The organism is Pseudomonas sp. ADAK2 TE3594, assembly GCF_053628675.1.
The window spans coordinates 6,291,903-6,309,483 of record NZ_JBRJGV010000001.1 but is presented as its reverse complement, the minus strand read 5'-3'; the positions used below and the strand labels follow the sequence as shown (position 1 = coordinate 6,309,483).

Here is a 17,581-nt window from a genome sequence, read left to right as displayed (position 1 = left end):
ACTCAGACGTTTCGAAACGTCCTACAAATTCTGGCGCGCACCCTACGGAGGTTTGATGCGTTACGCCTGACAATCCCGTAGGAATATCGACCTCTCGGAGGAAAAGCTTAAAAAATAGTCGGAGCGTGCGTAGGCAAAGGTCGACAGCGCCGGTAAACCCCCTACAAAACCTGTCCATTTACGTCTTATTGCGACGCCTCGTCGCCGCCCTCTATAGTTTCCGACGCGGCAGAAAACACTGTGTCGGCCCGCCGGCGAGCCTGCCCGACTTCCCACAGGACTGATCTCGATGAACACGTTCAACTCGCTAACCGACCGTTATCGCCCGCTCAAAACCAACTACAGCGATACCCCCGTGCTGGTCATCGATACCGAAGCCAATCCGCACGAGATTCTCGATGCCGCCCAGCAACGCATCCGCGCCGCCAGCGACCTGCTCGAAACGCTCTATTGCCTGTGCTTCAAACAGGCCGACGTGAAAGACATTCCCAATATCGTCAACGCGCTTTACTTGCTGACCCAGGATGGCTGCCAACTTCTTGAAACCGCCAAACAACTCATCAAATAATACTTTCAAACAACAATTAACACCTCGCACAAAAACAGCAACAACTAATCACTTCACTATTGAAACAATACAAACTAGCGTGCCAGCTCTTATATCAAGCAAGGGCAACACAAATGACTGTATTAACTATTTTCTTCTGCGGCACTGGCTCAACTAAATTCGACACCACTAATGAAAATTACTGGGACGGCGAACTGGTATCGACACTTGCCTCCCACCATCTTGGCAGGGAGTTCGCCGAATGGATCGTGGTCGATGGTCCCGGCAGCGGTAATCTGCAAGCCGACGATCTCTTTACCAAGTCCGAGGAGTACGGTCTCAGCGGCACACTGTTCGGCAAAGGCTGGGAGCAAAACGTCCAGCATGCGATTAACATCATCAAAGGCCAGTGTAGCTGGCAGCGCGAGCAATTGACCGAAGAGGAATACAACCGCCTCAAAGCGGCCGGCATCCCCATCGAAGACGTGAAAGTTGAAGGCTCGTGGTTCTGGCGCAAATACAACTATGGCGATCGCAGCGTGACCCAACAGGCGTTGCAAGAACAGATCATTAAAACCTTCCGCAAGGACGGTGTTATTCCCACCCAAGTAAACCTGGTGGGCTGGAGTCGCGGCGGCATTAGTTGCCACATGCTGGCCAACGCCATGTTCAAGGACACCGCACTTAAAAACATTCCGGTGAATATCTTTGCGATTGATCCGGTGCCTGGCATTAGCAACTTCCAGGACGACAAAGTCAAACTCGGTGCCAACGTCAAAGAATACGTAGGTTTCTATGCCCGGGACGAACGCTCGAAAGGCTTCTGCTGCGTCATCCCACAAACTGCCACCGGCACCAAAACCCACATTTACCCCATACCCGGCCGTCACGCCACCGTGGCAGGCAACGCCTCCCCCGACGGCGTCAGCGGCCCGAAAACCCTGGCCGAGCCAGGCCGGTTCGTCCGTCATTTTGCCGAAGTCTGCCTCCAGCGTTGGGGCGTGCAACTGGACAAGTCGTTGAACCTGACCCCTGCCGATCTGGGGAGCCTCGGCAAAGCCATGGTCGACGCCGAAGCGAAGTACCGGCTGATGCACAACTACTCCTACACCTACTTCACCGAACTGGACCAAGGCGAACGCTACGTTTCGCTGGGCAGCAAAGGGGTCAACTTCTCGGCGGTGAAAGGCACGGTCTATACACCGGCGACTGGGCTGACCACTAGCGTGCTGGATGTTGCGGCGTATCAGCATATTTGTTGATCAGGTGGGCGGCGCTGGGCGATAGCTTGCCTGCGGTGGGCGCGGGAATTCTAAAAACTATGCAGAGGTAGGTTGAATGACGGAGAAAAACCGCGACCACGGTTTTGAAGCGCAAATCGACAATGCGGCCTACGAGGCATGGTTTATCAAACAGGTGCAGGCCAGCCTCGATGATCCTCGGACGAGCATTCCGGATAAAGAAGCCAGGCGTTTGATGGCGGAAAAACGCGAAGTGTTTAAGCAGTTACCGGATAGGTAGGAACGGCCTATCAAAGCTTCATCCCGTTCCTACAACAGAAGACTCCTTGTCGCCTATCGCTGCCCTGTAGCTCAAATCTATAGTCGTGACTGTCGCTGCCAAATCAGCGGCTCGGGCTTGGTCACCCGAATGGATCATACATATGCGTCCGCTGTATGCTGCCGGCACCTCAAGTGTCTGCACGCTTTATGGTGGCTGTGTTTGGGACGCCTTCGGGCGTGCCGGCATGTGTGTGGTCTCACCGGTTGACCAACCCGAACACAGTCCACCTCCCATCGCTTGGTCACGATGGCGGTGAATCCTTCTGATGCATTTGAGACTGCACAAAATGAATTCATGGAAACCGTTCACCGATCGTTACCGCCCACTCCAAACCAACCTCACCGATTCCCCGCCCCTGATCATCGACACAGAGGCCAACCCCCAGGACATCCTTGAAGGCGCCCTCCAGCGCATCCGAGCCTCCAGCGATCTCCTCAAAACCCTGCACTGCGTTTGCTTCAAACACGGCGACATCGAAGACATTCCCCACATCACCCACGCGCTTTACCTGCTGACGCAGGACGGCTGCGACCTGCTCAAGGTTGCCCAGCAACGCATGCTGAACTGGAAAGCACCAAGCTGATACCGGGTGACGATCGTTCCCACGCTCCCGCGTGGGAATGCCTCCACGGACGCTCCGCGTTCGGCTCTTGGAACGCAGAGCGTCACCCATGGCGATGATCGAACACTCGCAACCCGAGACAACCGCGATGAGCGAATTAACGTTCAGACAAAAATCAGCTCACTACGAAAAAATGCGCCGCTCAAACTACTTGGCCAGCTTGCGGCTCGCAGGCTTCGACACGTCACCGACAGACCTCGAAAAACCGCTGCCTACTCGAGAAGAAGCACTTGCCAAATACCGACAAGACAAAATCCAACGTCCGTCCTGACGAGTAAATTCCCACTTTTTCATGCGCTACAAGACAAAAAAAGAGGTAGTCAGGGCTGTCGAATTTCTTCCCGGTGAGTACCTCCAGACTGCCTATTTGCTCGTGAGATAGCTCGTACTCATAGATGGGATCGTCTGGCTCCTTCCACTCCATGAGCTCCTTGAGCTCCTTGAGCTGCTCAAAATGCTCAGAGGGAATATCAACTCGAAATGCCAGCCGCTCCGTTGTTTTATAAAACGCTCTGACTGAGTGCTTCATTTTTGTGTTCTCCTCACTGGATCTCCATCCGCCGGAGTCTGTTACCAAATCCTGCGTTAGTCCCACAGAGCCCCTCTCCCCTCAACCAGAAGAAGTTAGATAAAGATCCAGCTCTTCAGGAAAAGTCATCGAGGCCAAGCGTTCAATCTCAAGCGCCTGTGCTGTTGTGAGCCGGAAATCCACACCCACGCAGTCATTGCTGTTCGTCCATTGCATCACGGGGGTCAAGTCCTCCACCGATAAGCTAATGGTCTGCTCAAATACCAATTCATCCTTATCCGGATGAAAACCCATCACCGAAAAATTCATGGTTCTACCTCTCGCGTCTTATCCGCACTTTTTGTCTGTTCGCCTGTGACGTGATCGAACTCACCTAGATGTTTTCCACGTTTGGTGTATTTCTCCAAAGCACCATGCTGCCGGTCCCACTCATAAATGTTACCCATCCGATCAAACCAGCGTGGACGTAGACCACCTCCTCCCTGTACGGAAGTTTTTGATCGCCCGCGAACAAGATCAGGAAAAGCGGGGAGGACACCTTTAGGAGTCGGGTGATATTTGTGATCGGAAATACTCAACACGACATAAAGCGGCTGAACACCCGAATCCGCCGGGAACACCAGAATAAAATCCTGATATTCCGGCGGATAAACCGGGCTGACGATGATGCTGTCAGCCGCATCCGTCGGTGGAAAAATCCACACCTGAGGCGCTTGCGGTGCCGCTTCCAGCGCCGGGACACCCAACGTATCCGCCGGGTTTTCTGCGGGCGTCCAGATCAGCTCAACCCCGCTGCCAAAGTCAGCTACCTGCTGCGATCCACGCGTTTCAAACATCACGACAGGGACCATTTCCCAATCACGCCGGCTCTGGGTGTTGTAGCCGTAGCCCTTGAGAGTTCCGTCAGCCTGCTCCTCTACCCGCAAACGAACCCGTGTTCGAGCTTGTTTGAGTGATCTGAGTTGATCGTCGGTATACAGCGCACCATCACCCAGGCTCGATGGCGCGAGCAAAGCAACCAGCCCCACCAAAGAAGCGGCAGCAACACCAGCGGTGACAACTCCAGCGCCAGTGCCCACGACAGAGGACGTTGCCGGAGCAATTGCTGCCCCTCCCAATGCCAAAGAGCCGATACCCGCCGGCAAAACACCACTGATCTTCTTGAGCGGCAAACGGCCAAAGCCATCAGCCTGACGGCCTCCCAGCAAGGTGAACTCACCATACTCACCGACACTGTCCATCGGCACAAACCCGGATGGGCTGGTGTAGTCGATGATTGAGTCCGGCAACTTGCAAGACTTGGCAAAGACGCAACCGGCGGGCGACTGGCGCTTTTTCTGAAACGCCACTTCCCGGCTCTTTTCGAATGCGTCCTGCCTGGCGAGCATGGCTTCGTGGGCGTTTTGCCTGGCCTCCCTCTCCGCCAGTTCAGTAGCGGTCATGTCCCGTAACCGACGGTAACCGCCCCCATCATTATCGTAGTGCTGCCACACTTGCGGTGTGCCCTTGCCCATCCGTCACCCTCTCGGTCACCACTAAAACCCCGGCTCAATGCCGAGGCAGGTGAAGTTACCGAGTGTTAGAAAGTGCGGTTGTAGGGCTAATCTGAACCTACCGTGCGATCCTTCTTCATCGTCTATTGCGGATGATTCCACTCAAAACTTGCCGCAAAATCAGGCCCAAGCCGACTCATCGGCATGCCCCTAACGGAAGATGCACCATGAACCTCGCCCCCAACTTCCCCGACGACCACGCCATGCACCTGCTCATGCAGCTGCTGCACGAAGAACTCGGCCTGCCTGAACGCAAAACCATCAGCCTCACCACCTCGATCAACTTCGACCTGGGCTGTGATGGCGCTGATGCGCGGCAGCTGATGGAAGCGCTGGAGGAGCAGTTCGGGATCGACTTCGTGGACTACGATGCGTATCGCTACTTTCAGCCGGAAGGGTTTGATGTGTTTCTCAAACGTCGGGCGAAGGGGCGTGGTGACAAGGTGCCGCTGACCATTGGCATGCTCTACCGAGCGATCAAGGTGCAACGGTGGGATACGCAGGAGTTGGAAGGCATGTGCTCGAACGCGTAAGTGGCATTATTCTGGCTGTTTAACGCTTTTTCAGCTGGAATAATGGCAGTTGTATTTCTGATGGTCCGAATCGCGCCCACAAAAAAGCCGCCCTCAAGGGGCGGCTTTTTCATTCGCTAAATCCAAGCCTTACAACTTCGGCCCAGCAGCCTTGATCGCGTCGCTTACTTCAAACTTCTTGAAGTTCTCAACAAACAACCCAGCCAACGCTTTAGCAGCTTCATCGTAAGCAGCCTTGTCAGCCCAGGTGTTACGTGGGTTCAACAGGCCAGTTTCAACGCCCGGTACGGCCAATGGCACGTCGAGGTTGATGGTGTCCAGGTGCTCAGTCTTAGCACCGATCAGAGCACCGCTCTGGATTGCTGCGATCACGCCACGAGTGGTCGGGATGTTGAAGCGTTTGCCGACGCCGTAGCCGCCGCCGGTCCAGCCGGTGTTGACCAGGTAGACCTTGGAGCCGAAGCCGCGGATACGCTTGATCAGCAGTTCTGCGTATTCGCCGGCCGGGCGCGGGAAGAACGGTGCGCCGAAGCAGGTGGAGAAGGTCGACTTGATGCCGCTGCCGGAACCCATTTCGGTCGAGCCCACCAGAGCGGTGTAGCCGGACAGGAAGTGGTAGGCCGCTTGTTCTTCGCTGAGGATCGAGACTGGCGGCAATACGCCGGTCAGGTCGCAGGTCAGGAAGATCACAGCGTTCGGCTCGCCACCGAGGTTTTTCTCGGAACGCTTGGCAACGTGCTCCAGCGGATAGGCAGCGCGGCTGTTCTGGGTCAGGCTGACGTCGGCGTAGTCGGCGTGCTTGGCGTCATCGATAACGACGTTCTCCAGGACTGCGCCGTGCTTGATGGCTTTCCAGATGACCGGCTCGTTCTTCTCGGACAGGTCGATGCACTTGGCATAGCAACCGCCTTCGATGTTGAACACCACGCCCTCGCCCCAGCCGTGTTCGTCGTCACCGATCAGGTAACGGCTTTCGTCGGCGGACAGGGTGGTTTTACCGGTACCGGACAGACCGAAGAACAGGGTCACGTCGCCTGCTTCACCGATGTTGGCAGCGCAGTGCATTGGCAGCACATCAGCGGCCGGCAGCAGGAAGTTCTGCACCGAGAACATGGCTTTCTTCATTTCACCGGCGTAGCGCATGCCGGCGATCAGCACTTTCTTCTGGGCGAAGTTGAGGATCACGCAGCCATCGGAGTTGGTGCCGTCACGCTCTGGCACGCATTCGAAGTTGGCAACGTTGAGGACTTGCCACTCTTCACGACCAGCCGGGTTGTACTGGGCCGGGTTGATGAACAGGCAACGACCGAACAGGTTCTGCCAGGCAGTCTGGGTGGTCATCTTCACGGCCAGGTAATGCTCTTCGGCAGCACCTACATGCACGTGGGAAACGAAATGCTCTTGCGCGTTGTTGAAGGCCTCGACGCGAGCCCACAGGGCATCGAACTTGTCGGCCGGAAACTTGCGGTTGATCGGGCCCCAGGCGATGGCGTCCTGGGTGGTCGGCTCTTCAACGATGAAACGATCGACTGGCGAACGGCCGGTACGGTGACCGGTGCGAACAACCAGCGCGCCGGTATCGGCAAGCTCGCCTTCACCGCGCTTCAGGGCTTCTTTAACCAGATCATCAACACTCAGATCGGTGTACACGGCGTTATTGGCTTGCGTCATGAGGTTCCCCGTCGGCCAGTGGCCGAGTGCTCCAAACGTTTTGTAGTAGAAAGTCGTGCACTACTACCGCGAAAAAAGTGGGCCGGATTATGCCAGAAAAGCCCAAAAAGTGTAGGGCCCTCCCGTCAGAACGGCGTTATTCCGGCGTTAAGCAGTGAATTTACCTGCACTGAAACGTTTTAGTGACGGGTATCTGACGGCGTATCGACCCCTGCACCCGCAAACAATTGGGTGATATCGGCCGCGTCGAACAGGTAACGTTCGTTGCAAAACTGACAATCGATCTCGATGCGGCCGCCATGTTCGACGACCAGCTTCTGAGCATCTTCCAGACCCAAACTGACCAGCGCATTGCTCGAGCGTTCCCGGGAGCAACTGCAACGGAAACGTAGTTTCTGCACATCGAACAGGCGTACTTGCTCTTCATGGTAGAGACGATGGAGCACGGTTTCGTTGTCCAGGCTCAGCAATTCATCGGCCGTCAGGGTACTGGCCAGGGCGGTGATGTGCTGCCAGCTGGCGGCGCGTTCTTCTTCGTCTTTCAGACGGTCGGCAGGCAATTGCTGCAGCAACAGGCCACGGGCACGACGGCCATCGGCGTAGAGCCAGAAGCGGGTATTGGTCTGTTGAGACATGACGAAGTAATTGGTAAAGCACTCCGACAGGGTCGCGCCGTCGAGGTCGACGATGCCTTGGTAGCGTTGGCCCTGAGTCGGGTCGACGGTCAGCGCCAGCACGCCATTGGGCATCAAGTCGGCGAGGGTCGCGTCGGGGGCGATCTGGTCGGCTTCGTAACGAGCCAGGCCACGGATTTCACGCTCGCTGGAGCACTCGATCATCAGCAATGGCACCGGGCCTTCGGAACGGGCCTGAAGAATCAGCAAGCCATCGAACTTCAAGGTGCCAACCAGCAACGCTGCCGCCGCCATCAGCTCGCCCAGCAATTGCGCGACCGGCTCCGGATAGGCGTGTTTGGCGAGGACTTCGGCATAGCTACGCTCCAACCCAACCAGCTCGCCGCGGGTGTCGCTGTCATCGAAGATGAAGCGTTGGGTGTAGTCGTTATCCGATAGATTGGTCATAGGTCTGGGTATCTGAAAGGGTGACAAAAAATGAAAATCGCGTCATTTCCGCATTTTTGGGCGGAAAAAGTTCAGCCGTAAGGGCATTTTATGAACAATCCGGGGTTGTTCCAAGCAAGGTCAAACCTCGGTTTTCGACGAACGGCATTTTCACTTTGCCGCTGTCGAGTACACCCATATGGCTGCACAGGTGCGCGATTGCAAGTCTGCGCCCGACGGCGATCACTACTCGTCGTTGCTATTACCGCGAAACTTGAACAGATCCCGGCGCTGCTTCTTGCTTGGTTTGCCATCGGTGCTCACGCCCAACGCCCCGGCCTTGCGCATGGCCGCAGCCGCTTCACGTTTGGCGATGCTGGCTTCGGTTTCGGCATACAGCGCCTGAGCCTCCGGCGCGCCACGACGCACGATCGACAGCGCCTGGACCACCACCGTGCGCTCCTCGAAGCCGGTGCGAATCTGAAACTCATCGCCGACCCTCGGCTCCTTGCCTGGCTTGCAGCGCTCGCCCCGGCAATGCACCTTGCCGCTTTCAATCGCGGCCTTGGCCAAGGCACGTGTTTTATAAAAACGCGCGGCCCACAACCATTTATCGAGACGGACCTTGTCGTCCTCTTCGCTTTTTTGTGCCATTGGATGACCTCATTCTGAAATATCGATGAACTGTACTACCGTTTCTGTCGTGCCATGAATCATCACGCTGTGGATTAGAATGCAGGCATTCCCCCGCACATTGAGGGATGGAAATCCGGGCCGTAGATATCTGTCGCCTTTTACCCATTATTCTGCGTGAATACCGCGAATTCGGCCGCACGCGGCCTGAGCGGTTTTTGCCGGTTGAGCACTTTTGAAGACATTTGACCATTTGACCGTTGTCGGTCTGCGCGAGTGGGTGGCGCTCCCGGATTTGGGAGTCGCGGGCCTTCGGGCAAAAATCGACACCGGCGCCAGCACCTCCAGCCTGCACGCCACCGATATCGAGCCGTTCGAGCGCGATGGGGAACAGTGGGTGCGCTTTACCGCGCACCTGGGCACGGTGGTGCAACTGCGGCACCGGCGCTGCGAAGCCCCGCTGGTAACGAGGAAAACCATTAAAAGCTCCAATGGCCATGCGCAGATGCGCTATGTGGTCAGCACCACCCTGGCCCTCGGTGATCGGGTCTGGCGGGTCGAGTTCACCCTCGCCTGCCGCAAGTCCATGCGTTATCGCCTGTTACTCGGTTCCAAAGCCCTGATCGACGGCCAGTTGGTGGTCAATCCGGGCATTAAGTATGTACAAGACAAGCCGGTGTTCCCGGTATCTACCTTCTCCACAGGTGTTGCATGAAGATCGCTGTGCTGTCGCGGAACCCGCGTCTGTATTCCACCCGTCGTCTGGTCGAAGCCGGTATGGAGCGTGGCCATGAAATGGTGGTGATCGATACCTTGCGCGCCTACATGAACATTGCCAGCCACAAGCCGCAGATCCACTACCGTGGCAAACCGCTGGAGGGTTTCGATGCAGTGATCCCGCGGATTGGCGCTTCGGTAACGTTTTATGGCTGCGCGGTGCTGCGCCAGTTCGAAATGATGGGGGTGTTTCCGCTCAACGAATCGGTAGCCATCGCCCGTTCGCGAGACAAGCTGCGGTCGCTGCAACTGCTGTCGCGCCGGGGGATCGGTTTGCCGGTCACCGGTTTTGCCCACTCCCCGGATGACATTCCTGACTTGATCGAGATGGTCAACGGCGCACCGCTGGTGATCAAGGTGCTGGAAGGCACTCAGGGCATCGGTGTGGTGCTGTGTGAAACGGCCACGGCGGCGGAATCGGTGATCGAGGCCTTCATGGGCCTGAAGCAAAACATCATGGTTCAGGAATACATCAAGGAAGCTGGCGGCGCGGACATTCGTTGCTTCGTGGTCGGCGACAAGGTGATCGCGGCGATGAAGCGTCAGGCCAAGCCGGGGGAGTTTCGCTCCAACCTGCATCGCGGTGGCAGTGCGAGCCTGATCAAGATCACGCCGGAAGAACGCATGACCGCGTTGCGTGCGGCGAAGGTCATGGGGTTGGCGGTGGCGGGGGTGGACATCCTGCGCTCCAACCATGGGCCGCTGGTGATGGAAGTGAATTCGTCGCCGGGGCTTGAAGGGATTGAAACCACCACCGGGAAGAACGTGGCGGGGATCATCATCGAGCATCTGGAGAAGAATGGCGGGCCGAATATGACGCGGACCAAAGGCAAGGGTTAAACCCTGAAATTTATGGCGGCTGGAAGGCCGCCTTCGCGGGCAAGCCCGCTCCCACAGGGTTATTGGTTGGCCGCAAAAGTCTGGTCAACACATAACCACTGTGGGAGCGGGCTTGCCCGCGAAGGGGCCATCAGCAACACAGAAGATGCCGGCGGTTAGACGGCATCCCTCGGCAACATCAACCCCAACGGCAACCGCACCCGCGCTTCAAGCCCACCACCGGACCGATTGCGCAACTCGACATTGCCGCCATGCATCGAAGCGATCCGCTTCACGATCGCCAACCCCAACCCGGTCCCCTTCCCTCCCCGGGCCCGATCGCCACGGGTGAACGGGTTGAAGATCGCCTCCAGCTCCGACGGATCGATCCCCGCGCCACGGTCCATGACGCTCAGCACCACATACGGCGCACTGGTATCCCCGGACACATAAGCCGCCACTTCGACGCCGCTGCCAGCGTGATGCAAGGCATTGCCGATCAGGTTGTTCAGCAGCCGCTTCATCGACACCCGACGCAACGGGAACGGCTGGATCGGCTCCAGGCGCAAGTGCACTTTCTCTTCGTTCTGGTTGTACGGCGCGGCGACTTCGCGAACCAGATCGCTCAGGTCCACTTCTTCCACCGACTCGTCACGTCCGTCACGAATGAACGCCAGGAACTGGTCGAGAATCGCGTCCATGTCTTCGATGTCGCGGATCATGTCGTCCGTCAGGTCACTGTGGTCGCCCATCAGTTCGAGGGATAGCCGCAAACGGGTCAGTGGCGTGCGCAGGTCGTGAGACACCCCGGCCAGCATCAGTTCCCGTTCGCGCCCGGCCTGTTCGACGTCTTCAGCCATCTGGTTGAAGGCGCGATAAACCTCGGTCATCTCGCTCGGTGTATCACTGATCGGCAGGCGCACGCTGCGGCCCTGACCGAGTTGCCTCGCGGCATAGACCAGACGTTTGAGCGGTTGATTGAGCTGGCTGACGAAAATCCACGCCGAGGCGGTGGACAGCAGGCCAATGGCGAGGAACCAGCCGAGCACGTTCCAGATTTTCTGGCCACGCAACGGATGCGGGTACAGCGGCACTTTCAGCCAGCCATCGCCCAGGCTGGGTGCCCGAACCCACAGCGCCGGCGGTGAGTGCATGCGTAATCGCACTTCGGTGTCGGCACCCAGTTCGGCCTGCATCTGTCGCTGGTAGATCTCGCTGTAGGGCCAGTGCTGTTCGCCTTCCGGCACACCGGCACCCACCACCCGGATCAGGGTCGCGGCATCGGCGATCCTGGTGCGGTTTTCTTCGTCGGCGGCCCAATAGGCACGCAGCGTCAGAGCGACGCCGTGGCTGTATTGGCGATCCACCAGCACATCTTCGTTCATCAACAGATAAACCAGGGTCAGCGCCTTGGAGAACAGAACGACGATCAGCACCAGCCACAGGGTGCGGGAGAAGAAGCTCTGGGGGAACCAAACAGGGGTTTTCATGGGTAACCGCTACACACTTGCAGGAGCGAGCATGCTCGCATATTGCGGATCACGGGTCTGCGGGAAAGGTCATCTGACCCCTTGCCCGCAAGACCCGCGCCTACAAATCACCGATCACTTCGTGGCGGCGCCATCCGGAACGAACACGTAACCCACGCCCCAGACGGTCTGGATGTAGCGTGGTTTGGATGGATCGGGTTCGATCATCCTGCGCAGACGGGAAATCTGCACGTCAATGGAACGCTCCAGGGCATCCCACTCGCGACCACGGGCCAAATTCATCAGCTTGTCGCGGGTCAGTGGCTGACGCGCGTTCATGACCAACGCCTTGAGCACCGCGAACTCACCGGTGGTGAGCATGTGCACTTCGTCGCCACGCTTCAGTTCGCGGGTGGCCAGGGACAGTTCGTAGTCACCGAAGGTCACGCTTTCGTCTTCGCTGCCCGGTGCGCCCGGGACTGGTGCCGCCTGACGCCGCAGAACCGCTTTGACACGAGCCATCAGCTCGTCCGGGTTGAACGGCTTGGCCAGGTAATCGTCGGCGCCCAGTTCCAGGCCCTTGATGCGGCTAAGCTCATCGCCCTTGGCGGTCAGCATGATGATCGGAATCTGATTGTTCGCCGTGCGCAGGCGGCGGCAAGCGGTCAGGCCGTCTTCGCCGGGCAGCATCAGGTCGAGGACGACCAGGTTGAACACCTCACGCGCCAGCAGGCGGTCCATTTGTTCGGTATTCGGTACGGCGCGGGCACGGTAGCCCTTGCTGACGAAAAAGCGCTCCAGCAGGCTGCTCAGCCCAGGATCGTCGTCAACAATAAGAATTTTTTCGCCTTCAGCAATGTTTGCAGTGCTGCTCATTGGATGCTCCTTTGATCTCGGCGCGCATTATGGCGTAGCTGCCGTTATACGCACCGTGTGCATTGTTAGCAGATTTTTCCTTCACCGCCAGAAAACCGGGCATTGTGCCTACAACCCGCGATGCCCCCGAATGGACAGAACGCTGGTTATAATGCGCGGCCTTTTGTGTCAGGCAACGTCTGATCGTTACTGTAGGCAGCCGCTTTTTTTTCATGGCGCTGGCAGTAATTGTTCGATTTCACGGGTCAACGGGAAGCCTGTTGGCTCAGGTAGCGGCGCACGCCAGGCCGCTCAACCAGACTCGCCGAGGCCTTATCTCTGCGCCTGCGAGCCTGCTTTCACAATTTGTCAGGTGGTTTTATGGACAGCATCAACAGCCGCATCGCCGAGGAACTCGGTGTACGCCCACAACAGGTCGAAGCGGCCGTCGCGCTACTCGATGAAGGGTCTACCGTTCCCTTCATCGCCCGCTACCGGAAAGAAGTGACCGGCAGCCTCGATGACATCCAGTTGCGTCATCTGGAAGAGCGTCTGCGCTACCTGCGAGAACTCGACGAACGGCGGATCAGCATCCTCGCCAGCATTCAAGAGCAGGGCAAACTGACCCCGCAACTCGAACGCGACATCAAACTCGCCGACACCAAGACCCGTCTCGAAGACTTGTACCTGCCGTACAAGCAGAAGCGCCGCACCAAGGGCCAGATCGCCCTGGAAGCCGGCCTCGGTACGCTTGCCGACGGCCTGTTCAACGACCCGACCCTGACGCCGGACACCGAAGCCGCGCGCTTCATCGACGCCGAAAAAGGCGTGGCCGATGTGAAAGCCGCCCTTGAAGGCGCCAAGTACATCCTCATGGAGCGCTTCGCCGAAGACGCAGGCCTGCTGGACAAGTTGCGCAACTACCTCAAGCAGGAAGCCACCCTCAGTGCCCGCGTGATCGCCGGCAAGGAAGAGGAAGGCGCCAAGTTCCGCGACTACTTCGAACATGACGAACCACTGAAAAGCATGCCGTCGCACCGTGCGTTGGCGATTTTCCGTGGCCGCAACGAAGGCATTCTGAGTTCCGCGCTGAAAGTCGGCGATGAACTGCCCGGCACCATGCACCCGTGCGAAGGCATGATTGGCCAGCAATTCGGCATCCAGAACCAGAACCGTGCCGCCGACAAATGGCTGGGCGAAGTGGTGCGCTGGACCTGGAAGGTCAAGCTCTACACCCATCTGGAAACCGACCTGCTGGGCGAGTTGCGCGACGGCGCGGAAACCGAAGCGATCAACGTGTTCGCGCACAACCTGCATGACTTGCTGCTGTCGGCCCCAGCCGGCCCGCGCGCCACCTTGGGCCTCGACCCGGGCCTGCGCACCGGCTGCAAGGTCGCCGTGGTCGATGCGACCGGCAAGCTGCTGGACCACGCCACGGTTTACCCGCACGTGCCGCATAACAAGTGGGACCAGACCCTCGCCGTGCTCGCCGCCCTGTGCGCCAAGCATTCGGTGGACCTGATCGCCATCGGCAACGGCACCGCCAGCCGTGAAACCGACAAGCTCGCCGCTGAGCTGATCAAAAAATACCCAGCCATGAAGATGACCAAAGTCATGGTCTCCGAGGCCGGTGCATCGGTGTATTCGGCGTCGGAACTGGCCTCCAAGGAATTCCCGGACCTCGACGTATCGATCCGTGGCGCAGTGTCGATTGCCCGTCGCTTGCAGGATCCGTTGGCTGAGCTGGTGAAGATCGATCCGAAATCCATCGGCGTCGGCCAGTACCAGCACGACGTGTCGCAGCTGAAACTGGCACGCGGCCTGGACGCGGTGGTCGAGGACTGCGTAAACGCCGTGGGCGTCGACGTCAACACCGCTTCCGTGGCACTGCTGGCCCGTATCTCCGGCCTCAACGCGACCCTGGCGCAGAACATCGTCAGCCACCGCGACGAGCACGGCGCCTTCAAAACCCGTGCGGCATTGAAGAAAGTCGCACGCCTGGGTGAAAAAACCTTTGAACAGGCCGCAGGCTTCCTGCGTGTAATGAACGGCGACAACCCGCTGGATTCGTCCGCGGTTCACCCGGAAGCCTATCCGCTAGTGCAGCGCATTGCCGCTGAAACCGATCGCGACATTCGCTCGCTGATCGGCGACGCGAGTTTCCTCAAGCGTCTCGATCCGAAGAAGTACACCGACGAAACCTTCGGTCTGCCGACGGTCACCGACATCCTGCAAGAGCTGGAAAAACCCGGTCGCGACCCGCGCCCCGAGTTCAAGACCGCCGAGTTCCAGGAAGGCGTCGAAGACCTCAAGGACTTGCAACTGGGGATGATCCTCGAAGGCGTGGTCACCAACGTGACTAATTTCGGCGCCTTCGTCGACATCGGCGTGCATCAGGACGGTTTGGTACACATCTCCGCGCTGTCGGAGAAGTTCATCAAGGATCCGCGCGAAGCGGTGAAGGCCGGTGATGTGGTCAAGGTGAAGGTCATGGAAGTCGACATCCCGCGCAAACGCGTTGGCCTGTCGATGCGCATGAGCGATACCCCGGGCGAGAAGATCGACGGTGCCCGTGGCGCGCGTCCGGGTTCGGCACCACGCCAATCCCAGAACACCGCACCGCGCAAGGAAACCACGGCGGCAGCCCCGGCCAACAACGCCATGGCCTCGCTGTTCGCCAACGCCAAACAGTTGAAAAAACGCTGATGGAAATCCCGGCCGGCTTGACCGAAAGCGCGTTTTTCAAGCTGCTGGGGTGTCGCTTGCACAGTCTGGAAACCGGGGTGGCGCAAGTCGCCCTGGCGCTTGAGCCAGAACTGCGCAATCGCGGCGGCAAACTGCACGGCGGCGCCTTGTTCAGTCTGGTCGACATTGCCATGGGGCTGGCCTGTTCCAGCACCCACGGCTTTGACCAGCAGAGCGCGACCATCGAGTGCAAGATCAACTACATCCGCGCCGTCGCCGACGGTGAGGTGATGTGCACGGCACGGGTGATCCACCCGGGCCGTCGCACGCTGGTGGTCGAAGCCGACGTGATGCAAGGCGACAAACTCGTCGCAAAAGCACAAGGCACGTTCGCTGTCCTGTAGCTACCTAACCTCGATTTGAGTTAATTTCTGCGCATAGCAACCTGTGGGAGCGGGCTTGCCCGCGATGGCGGTGTGTCAGACGACATAAATGGTGACTGACACTCCCTCATCGCGGGCAAGCCCGCTCCCACAGGGATCGTGCAGTTCTTGAATAATCGGCATATGGCCAGTGCGGCCCAAAAACCAGGCGAAAACGCCAGTTTTAACTTCACCCTTGTAGACCGTCTTGCCCACCCCCATATTGGGGCGACTGACGCGTGAAGGAATCCAACTTGAGCGAACTTCTCAACCGCCGCCTGGCTCTGCTCGGCGAGCGCGCTAACCTCTCTCTGCTCGAACAGTGCCTTCACGGCATCGAACGTGAATGCCTGCGCGTGACGGGCGAAGGGCGCCTGGCGCAAACGCCGCACCCGGAAGAATTGGGTTCCGCGCTGACCAACGAACAAATCACCACCGACTATTCCGAGTCGCTGCTGGAGTTCATCACGCCGGCCCTGCCAGACCCGGCGGATACCCTGGCGAGCCTGGACAAGATTCACCGGTTTGCCTACAGCAAGCTCGGCAACGAGTACCTGTGGAGCCCTTCGATGCCGTGCCCGTTGCCGGCCGAGGAAGACATCCCGATCGCTTATTACGGCACCTCCAACATCGGTCAGCTCAAGTACGTCTATCGCAAGGGCCTGGCCCTGCGTTACGGCAAGACCATGCAGTGCATCGCCGGGATCCACTACAACTTTTCCCTGCCGGAAAAGCTCTGGCCGCTGCTTAAAGAAGCCGAAGGCTTTGTCGGCACCGATCGCGACTATCAGTCGTCGGCCTACATCGCGCTGATCCGCAACTTCCGTCGCTACAGCTGGCTGCTGATGTACCTGTTCGGCGCCTCGCCTGCGCTGGACGCCGGTTTCCTGCGCGGTCGCTCGCATCAGTTGGAACAGCTGGATCCAGACACGTTGTACCTGCCGTACGCCACCAGCCTGCGCATGAGTGACCTGGGTTACCAGAGTAACGCCCAGGCCGGTCTGACGCCGTGCTACAACGATCTGACCAGCTACACCGACAGCCTGCGCAAAGCGGTGGCCACGCCTTACCCCTCGTACGTCGAGATCGGTACGCACCAGGACGGTGAGTGGGTTCAGCTCAACACCAACATCCTGCAGATCGAAAACGAGTACTACTCCAACATCCGTCCGAAACGCGTGACCTACACCGGCGAACGGCCGATCCAGGCGCTGGTGGCCCGCGGCATTCAGTACGTCGAAGTGCGTTGCCTGGACATCAACCCGTTCCTGCCGATGGGCATCGACCTCACCGAGTCGCGCTTCCTCGATGCGTTCCTGCTGTATTGCGCGCTGAACGACAGCCCGCTGTTGACCAGTACCAGCTGCGGCAACGCAACCTCGAACTTCCTCAGCGTGGTCAAGGAAGGTCGTCGTCCGGGCCTGCAACTGCAACGCGACGGGCACCCGGTAGACCTGAAGGAATGGGCCGGCGAATTGCTGGAAAAGATTGCGCCACTGGCGGCATTGCTGGATCAAAGCCACGGCGGCGATGCCCACAGCAAGGCACTGGACGCACAACTGGCCAAGGTCAAGGACTCATCCCTGACGCCATCGGCCCAGGTGTTGGCGGCGATGGCCGAGCACAAGGAAAGCTTTGCTCAGTTCTCCTTGCGTCAGAGTCAGGTGCACGCAGAGTTTTTCCGTAGCGAGCCGCTTTCAAGCGAAGATCAGGCGAAATTTGAAGACCGGGCACGTTCGTCGCTGGCCGAGCAGATTGAGCTGGAACAGAACGAAGTCGGCGATTTCGATGTGTTTGTCGGGTCGTATCAGGCGAGTATTCTGGCAATCAGCAACTAATCTC

At 58.5% G+C, this 17,581-nt stretch carries 19 protein-coding genes; 11 read left to right on the top strand and 8 right to left on the bottom strand.

Going from position 1 to position 17,581, the window contains the following annotated elements:
* The first annotated feature begins 289 nt into the window (after window positions 1-289).
* The 5 genes from AB7M22_RS28385 (at window position 290) to AB7M22_RS28365 (ending at window position 3,003) form a co-directional block, all read left to right on the top strand.
* Window positions 290-568 carry a hypothetical protein gene (locus AB7M22_RS28385; RefSeq protein ID WP_008005212.1) on the top strand — a complete coding sequence of 93 codons (279 nt, stop codon included), beginning with the start codon at window positions 290-292 and terminating at the stop codon, window positions 566-568.
* A gap of 113 nt (window positions 569-681) precedes the next feature.
* Window positions 682-1,809: a hypothetical protein gene (locus AB7M22_RS28380; RefSeq protein WP_454188478.1), complete on the top strand. Its 1,128-nt coding sequence runs from the start codon at window positions 682-684 to the stop codon at window positions 1,807-1,809.
* 76 nt (window positions 1,810-1,885) lie between these two features.
* Window positions 1,886-2,068 carry an antitoxin PaaA2 family protein gene (locus AB7M22_RS28375; RefSeq protein WP_454188477.1) on the top strand — a complete coding sequence of 61 codons (183 nt, stop codon included), beginning with the start codon at window positions 1,886-1,888 and terminating at the stop codon, window positions 2,066-2,068.
* Between the two features lie 328 nt (window positions 2,069-2,396).
* Window positions 2,397-2,693, top strand: a complete 297-nt coding sequence (locus AB7M22_RS28370; protein ID WP_454188476.1) for a hypothetical protein — start codon at window positions 2,397-2,399, stop codon at window positions 2,691-2,693.
* A gap of 127 nt (window positions 2,694-2,820) precedes the next feature.
* Entirely contained in the window at window positions 2,821-3,003 is a 183-nt protein-coding gene (locus AB7M22_RS28365; protein ID WP_454188868.1) for a YhfG family protein, read from the top strand.
* Here AB7M22_RS28365 and AB7M22_RS28360 read toward each other — a convergent pair.
* From AB7M22_RS28360 to AB7M22_RS28350, 3 genes are all read right to left on the bottom strand, one after another.
* On the bottom strand, window positions 2,917-3,261 hold the full coding sequence (locus AB7M22_RS28360; RefSeq protein ID WP_454188475.1) for a DUF7683 domain-containing protein: 345 nt from the start codon (window positions 3,259-3,261) through the stop codon (window positions 2,917-2,919). The genes AB7M22_RS28365 and AB7M22_RS28360 overlap by 87 nt on opposite strands.
* An 81-nt stretch (window positions 3,262-3,342) precedes the next feature.
* Window positions 3,343-3,570: a DUF7683 domain-containing protein gene (locus AB7M22_RS28355; RefSeq protein WP_008005204.1), complete on the bottom strand. Its 228-nt coding sequence runs from the start codon at window positions 3,568-3,570 to the stop codon at window positions 3,343-3,345.
* The gene (locus tag AB7M22_RS28350) at window positions 3,567-4,775 is read right to left on the bottom strand and encodes a colicin E3/pyocin S6 family cytotoxin (RefSeq protein WP_454188474.1); all 1,209 of its coding nucleotides are present in this window, start codon (window positions 4,773-4,775) and stop codon (window positions 3,567-3,569) included. Before AB7M22_RS28350 ends, AB7M22_RS28355 begins: the two co-directional genes overlap by 4 nt.
* 206 nt (window positions 4,776-4,981) lie before the next feature.
* Here AB7M22_RS28350 and AB7M22_RS28345 point away from each other — a divergent pair, with 206 nt between their 5' ends.
* Complete coding sequence (locus AB7M22_RS28345) at window positions 4,982-5,347, top strand: DUF1493 family protein (RefSeq protein ID WP_454188473.1); 366 nt, start codon at window positions 4,982-4,984, stop codon at window positions 5,345-5,347.
* A 129-nt stretch (window positions 5,348-5,476) separates the two neighbouring features.
* Here AB7M22_RS28345 and AB7M22_RS28340 read toward each other — a convergent pair whose 3' ends face one another.
* The 3 genes from AB7M22_RS28340 to AB7M22_RS28330 form a co-directional block, all read right to left on the bottom strand.
* A complete protein-coding gene (locus tag AB7M22_RS28340) occupies window positions 5,477-7,018 on the bottom strand; it encodes a phosphoenolpyruvate carboxykinase (protein ID WP_454188472.1) in 1,542 nt (513 codons plus the stop codon).
* Between the two features lie 179 nt (window positions 7,019-7,197).
* Window positions 7,198-8,100, bottom strand: coding sequence for an Hsp33 family molecular chaperone HslO (gene hslO / locus AB7M22_RS28335; RefSeq protein WP_454188471.1), 903 nt, complete (start codon window positions 8,098-8,100; stop codon window positions 7,198-7,200).
* 225 nt (window positions 8,101-8,325) lie between these two features.
* Window positions 8,326-8,733: an RNA-binding S4 domain-containing protein gene (locus AB7M22_RS28330; RefSeq protein WP_007903079.1), complete on the bottom strand. Its 408-nt coding sequence runs from the start codon at window positions 8,731-8,733 to the stop codon at window positions 8,326-8,328.
* 214 nt (window positions 8,734-8,947) lie between these two features.
* On the opposite strand from AB7M22_RS28330, the gene rimB reads away from it, so the two are divergent.
* Window positions 8,948-9,427 (top strand): retropepsin-like aspartic endopeptidase RimB, encoded by a 480-nt coding sequence (gene rimB / locus AB7M22_RS28325; RefSeq protein WP_008005191.1) that lies wholly within the window; start codon window positions 8,948-8,950, stop codon window positions 9,425-9,427.
* The gene (gene rimK / locus AB7M22_RS28320; RefSeq protein WP_008005189.1) at window positions 9,424-10,329 is read left to right on the top strand and encodes a 30S ribosomal protein S6--L-glutamate ligase; all 906 of its coding nucleotides are present in this window, start codon (window positions 9,424-9,426) and stop codon (window positions 10,327-10,329) included. Before rimB ends, rimK begins: the two co-directional genes overlap by 4 nt.
* Before the next feature lie 155 nt (window positions 10,330-10,484).
* On the opposite strand, the gene AB7M22_RS28315 is transcribed toward rimK, so the two are convergent.
* On the bottom strand, window positions 10,485-11,798 hold the full coding sequence (locus tag AB7M22_RS28315) for an ATP-binding protein (RefSeq protein ID WP_008005187.1): 1,314 nt from the start codon (window positions 11,796-11,798) through the stop codon (window positions 10,485-10,487).
* Between the two features lie 114 nt (window positions 11,799-11,912).
* The gene (ompR, locus tag AB7M22_RS28310; RefSeq protein WP_007903084.1) at window positions 11,913-12,653 is read right to left on the bottom strand and encodes an osmolarity response regulator transcription factor OmpR; all 741 of its coding nucleotides are present in this window, start codon (window positions 12,651-12,653) and stop codon (window positions 11,913-11,915) included.
* Between the two features lie 360 nt (window positions 12,654-13,013).
* Between ompR and AB7M22_RS28305 the strand changes: the two genes are divergently transcribed.
* The 3 genes from AB7M22_RS28305 to gshA all read left to right on the top strand — a co-directional run bounded on the left by AB7M22_RS28305 (window position 13,014) and on the right by gshA (window position 17,577).
* Complete coding sequence (locus AB7M22_RS28305) at window positions 13,014-15,338, top strand: Tex family protein (protein WP_454188470.1); 2,325 nt, start codon at window positions 13,014-13,016, stop codon at window positions 15,336-15,338.
* A complete protein-coding gene (locus tag AB7M22_RS28300; protein WP_008076564.1) occupies window positions 15,338-15,721 on the top strand; it encodes a PaaI family thioesterase in 384 nt (127 codons plus the stop codon). Before AB7M22_RS28305 ends, AB7M22_RS28300 begins: the two co-directional genes overlap by 1 nt.
* Before the next feature lie 272 nt (window positions 15,722-15,993).
* Window positions 15,994-17,577, top strand: coding sequence for a glutamate--cysteine ligase (gshA, locus tag AB7M22_RS28295; protein ID WP_454188469.1), 1,584 nt, complete (start codon window positions 15,994-15,996; stop codon window positions 17,575-17,577).
* The last annotated feature ends 4 nt before the right edge of the window (window positions 17,578-17,581 follow it).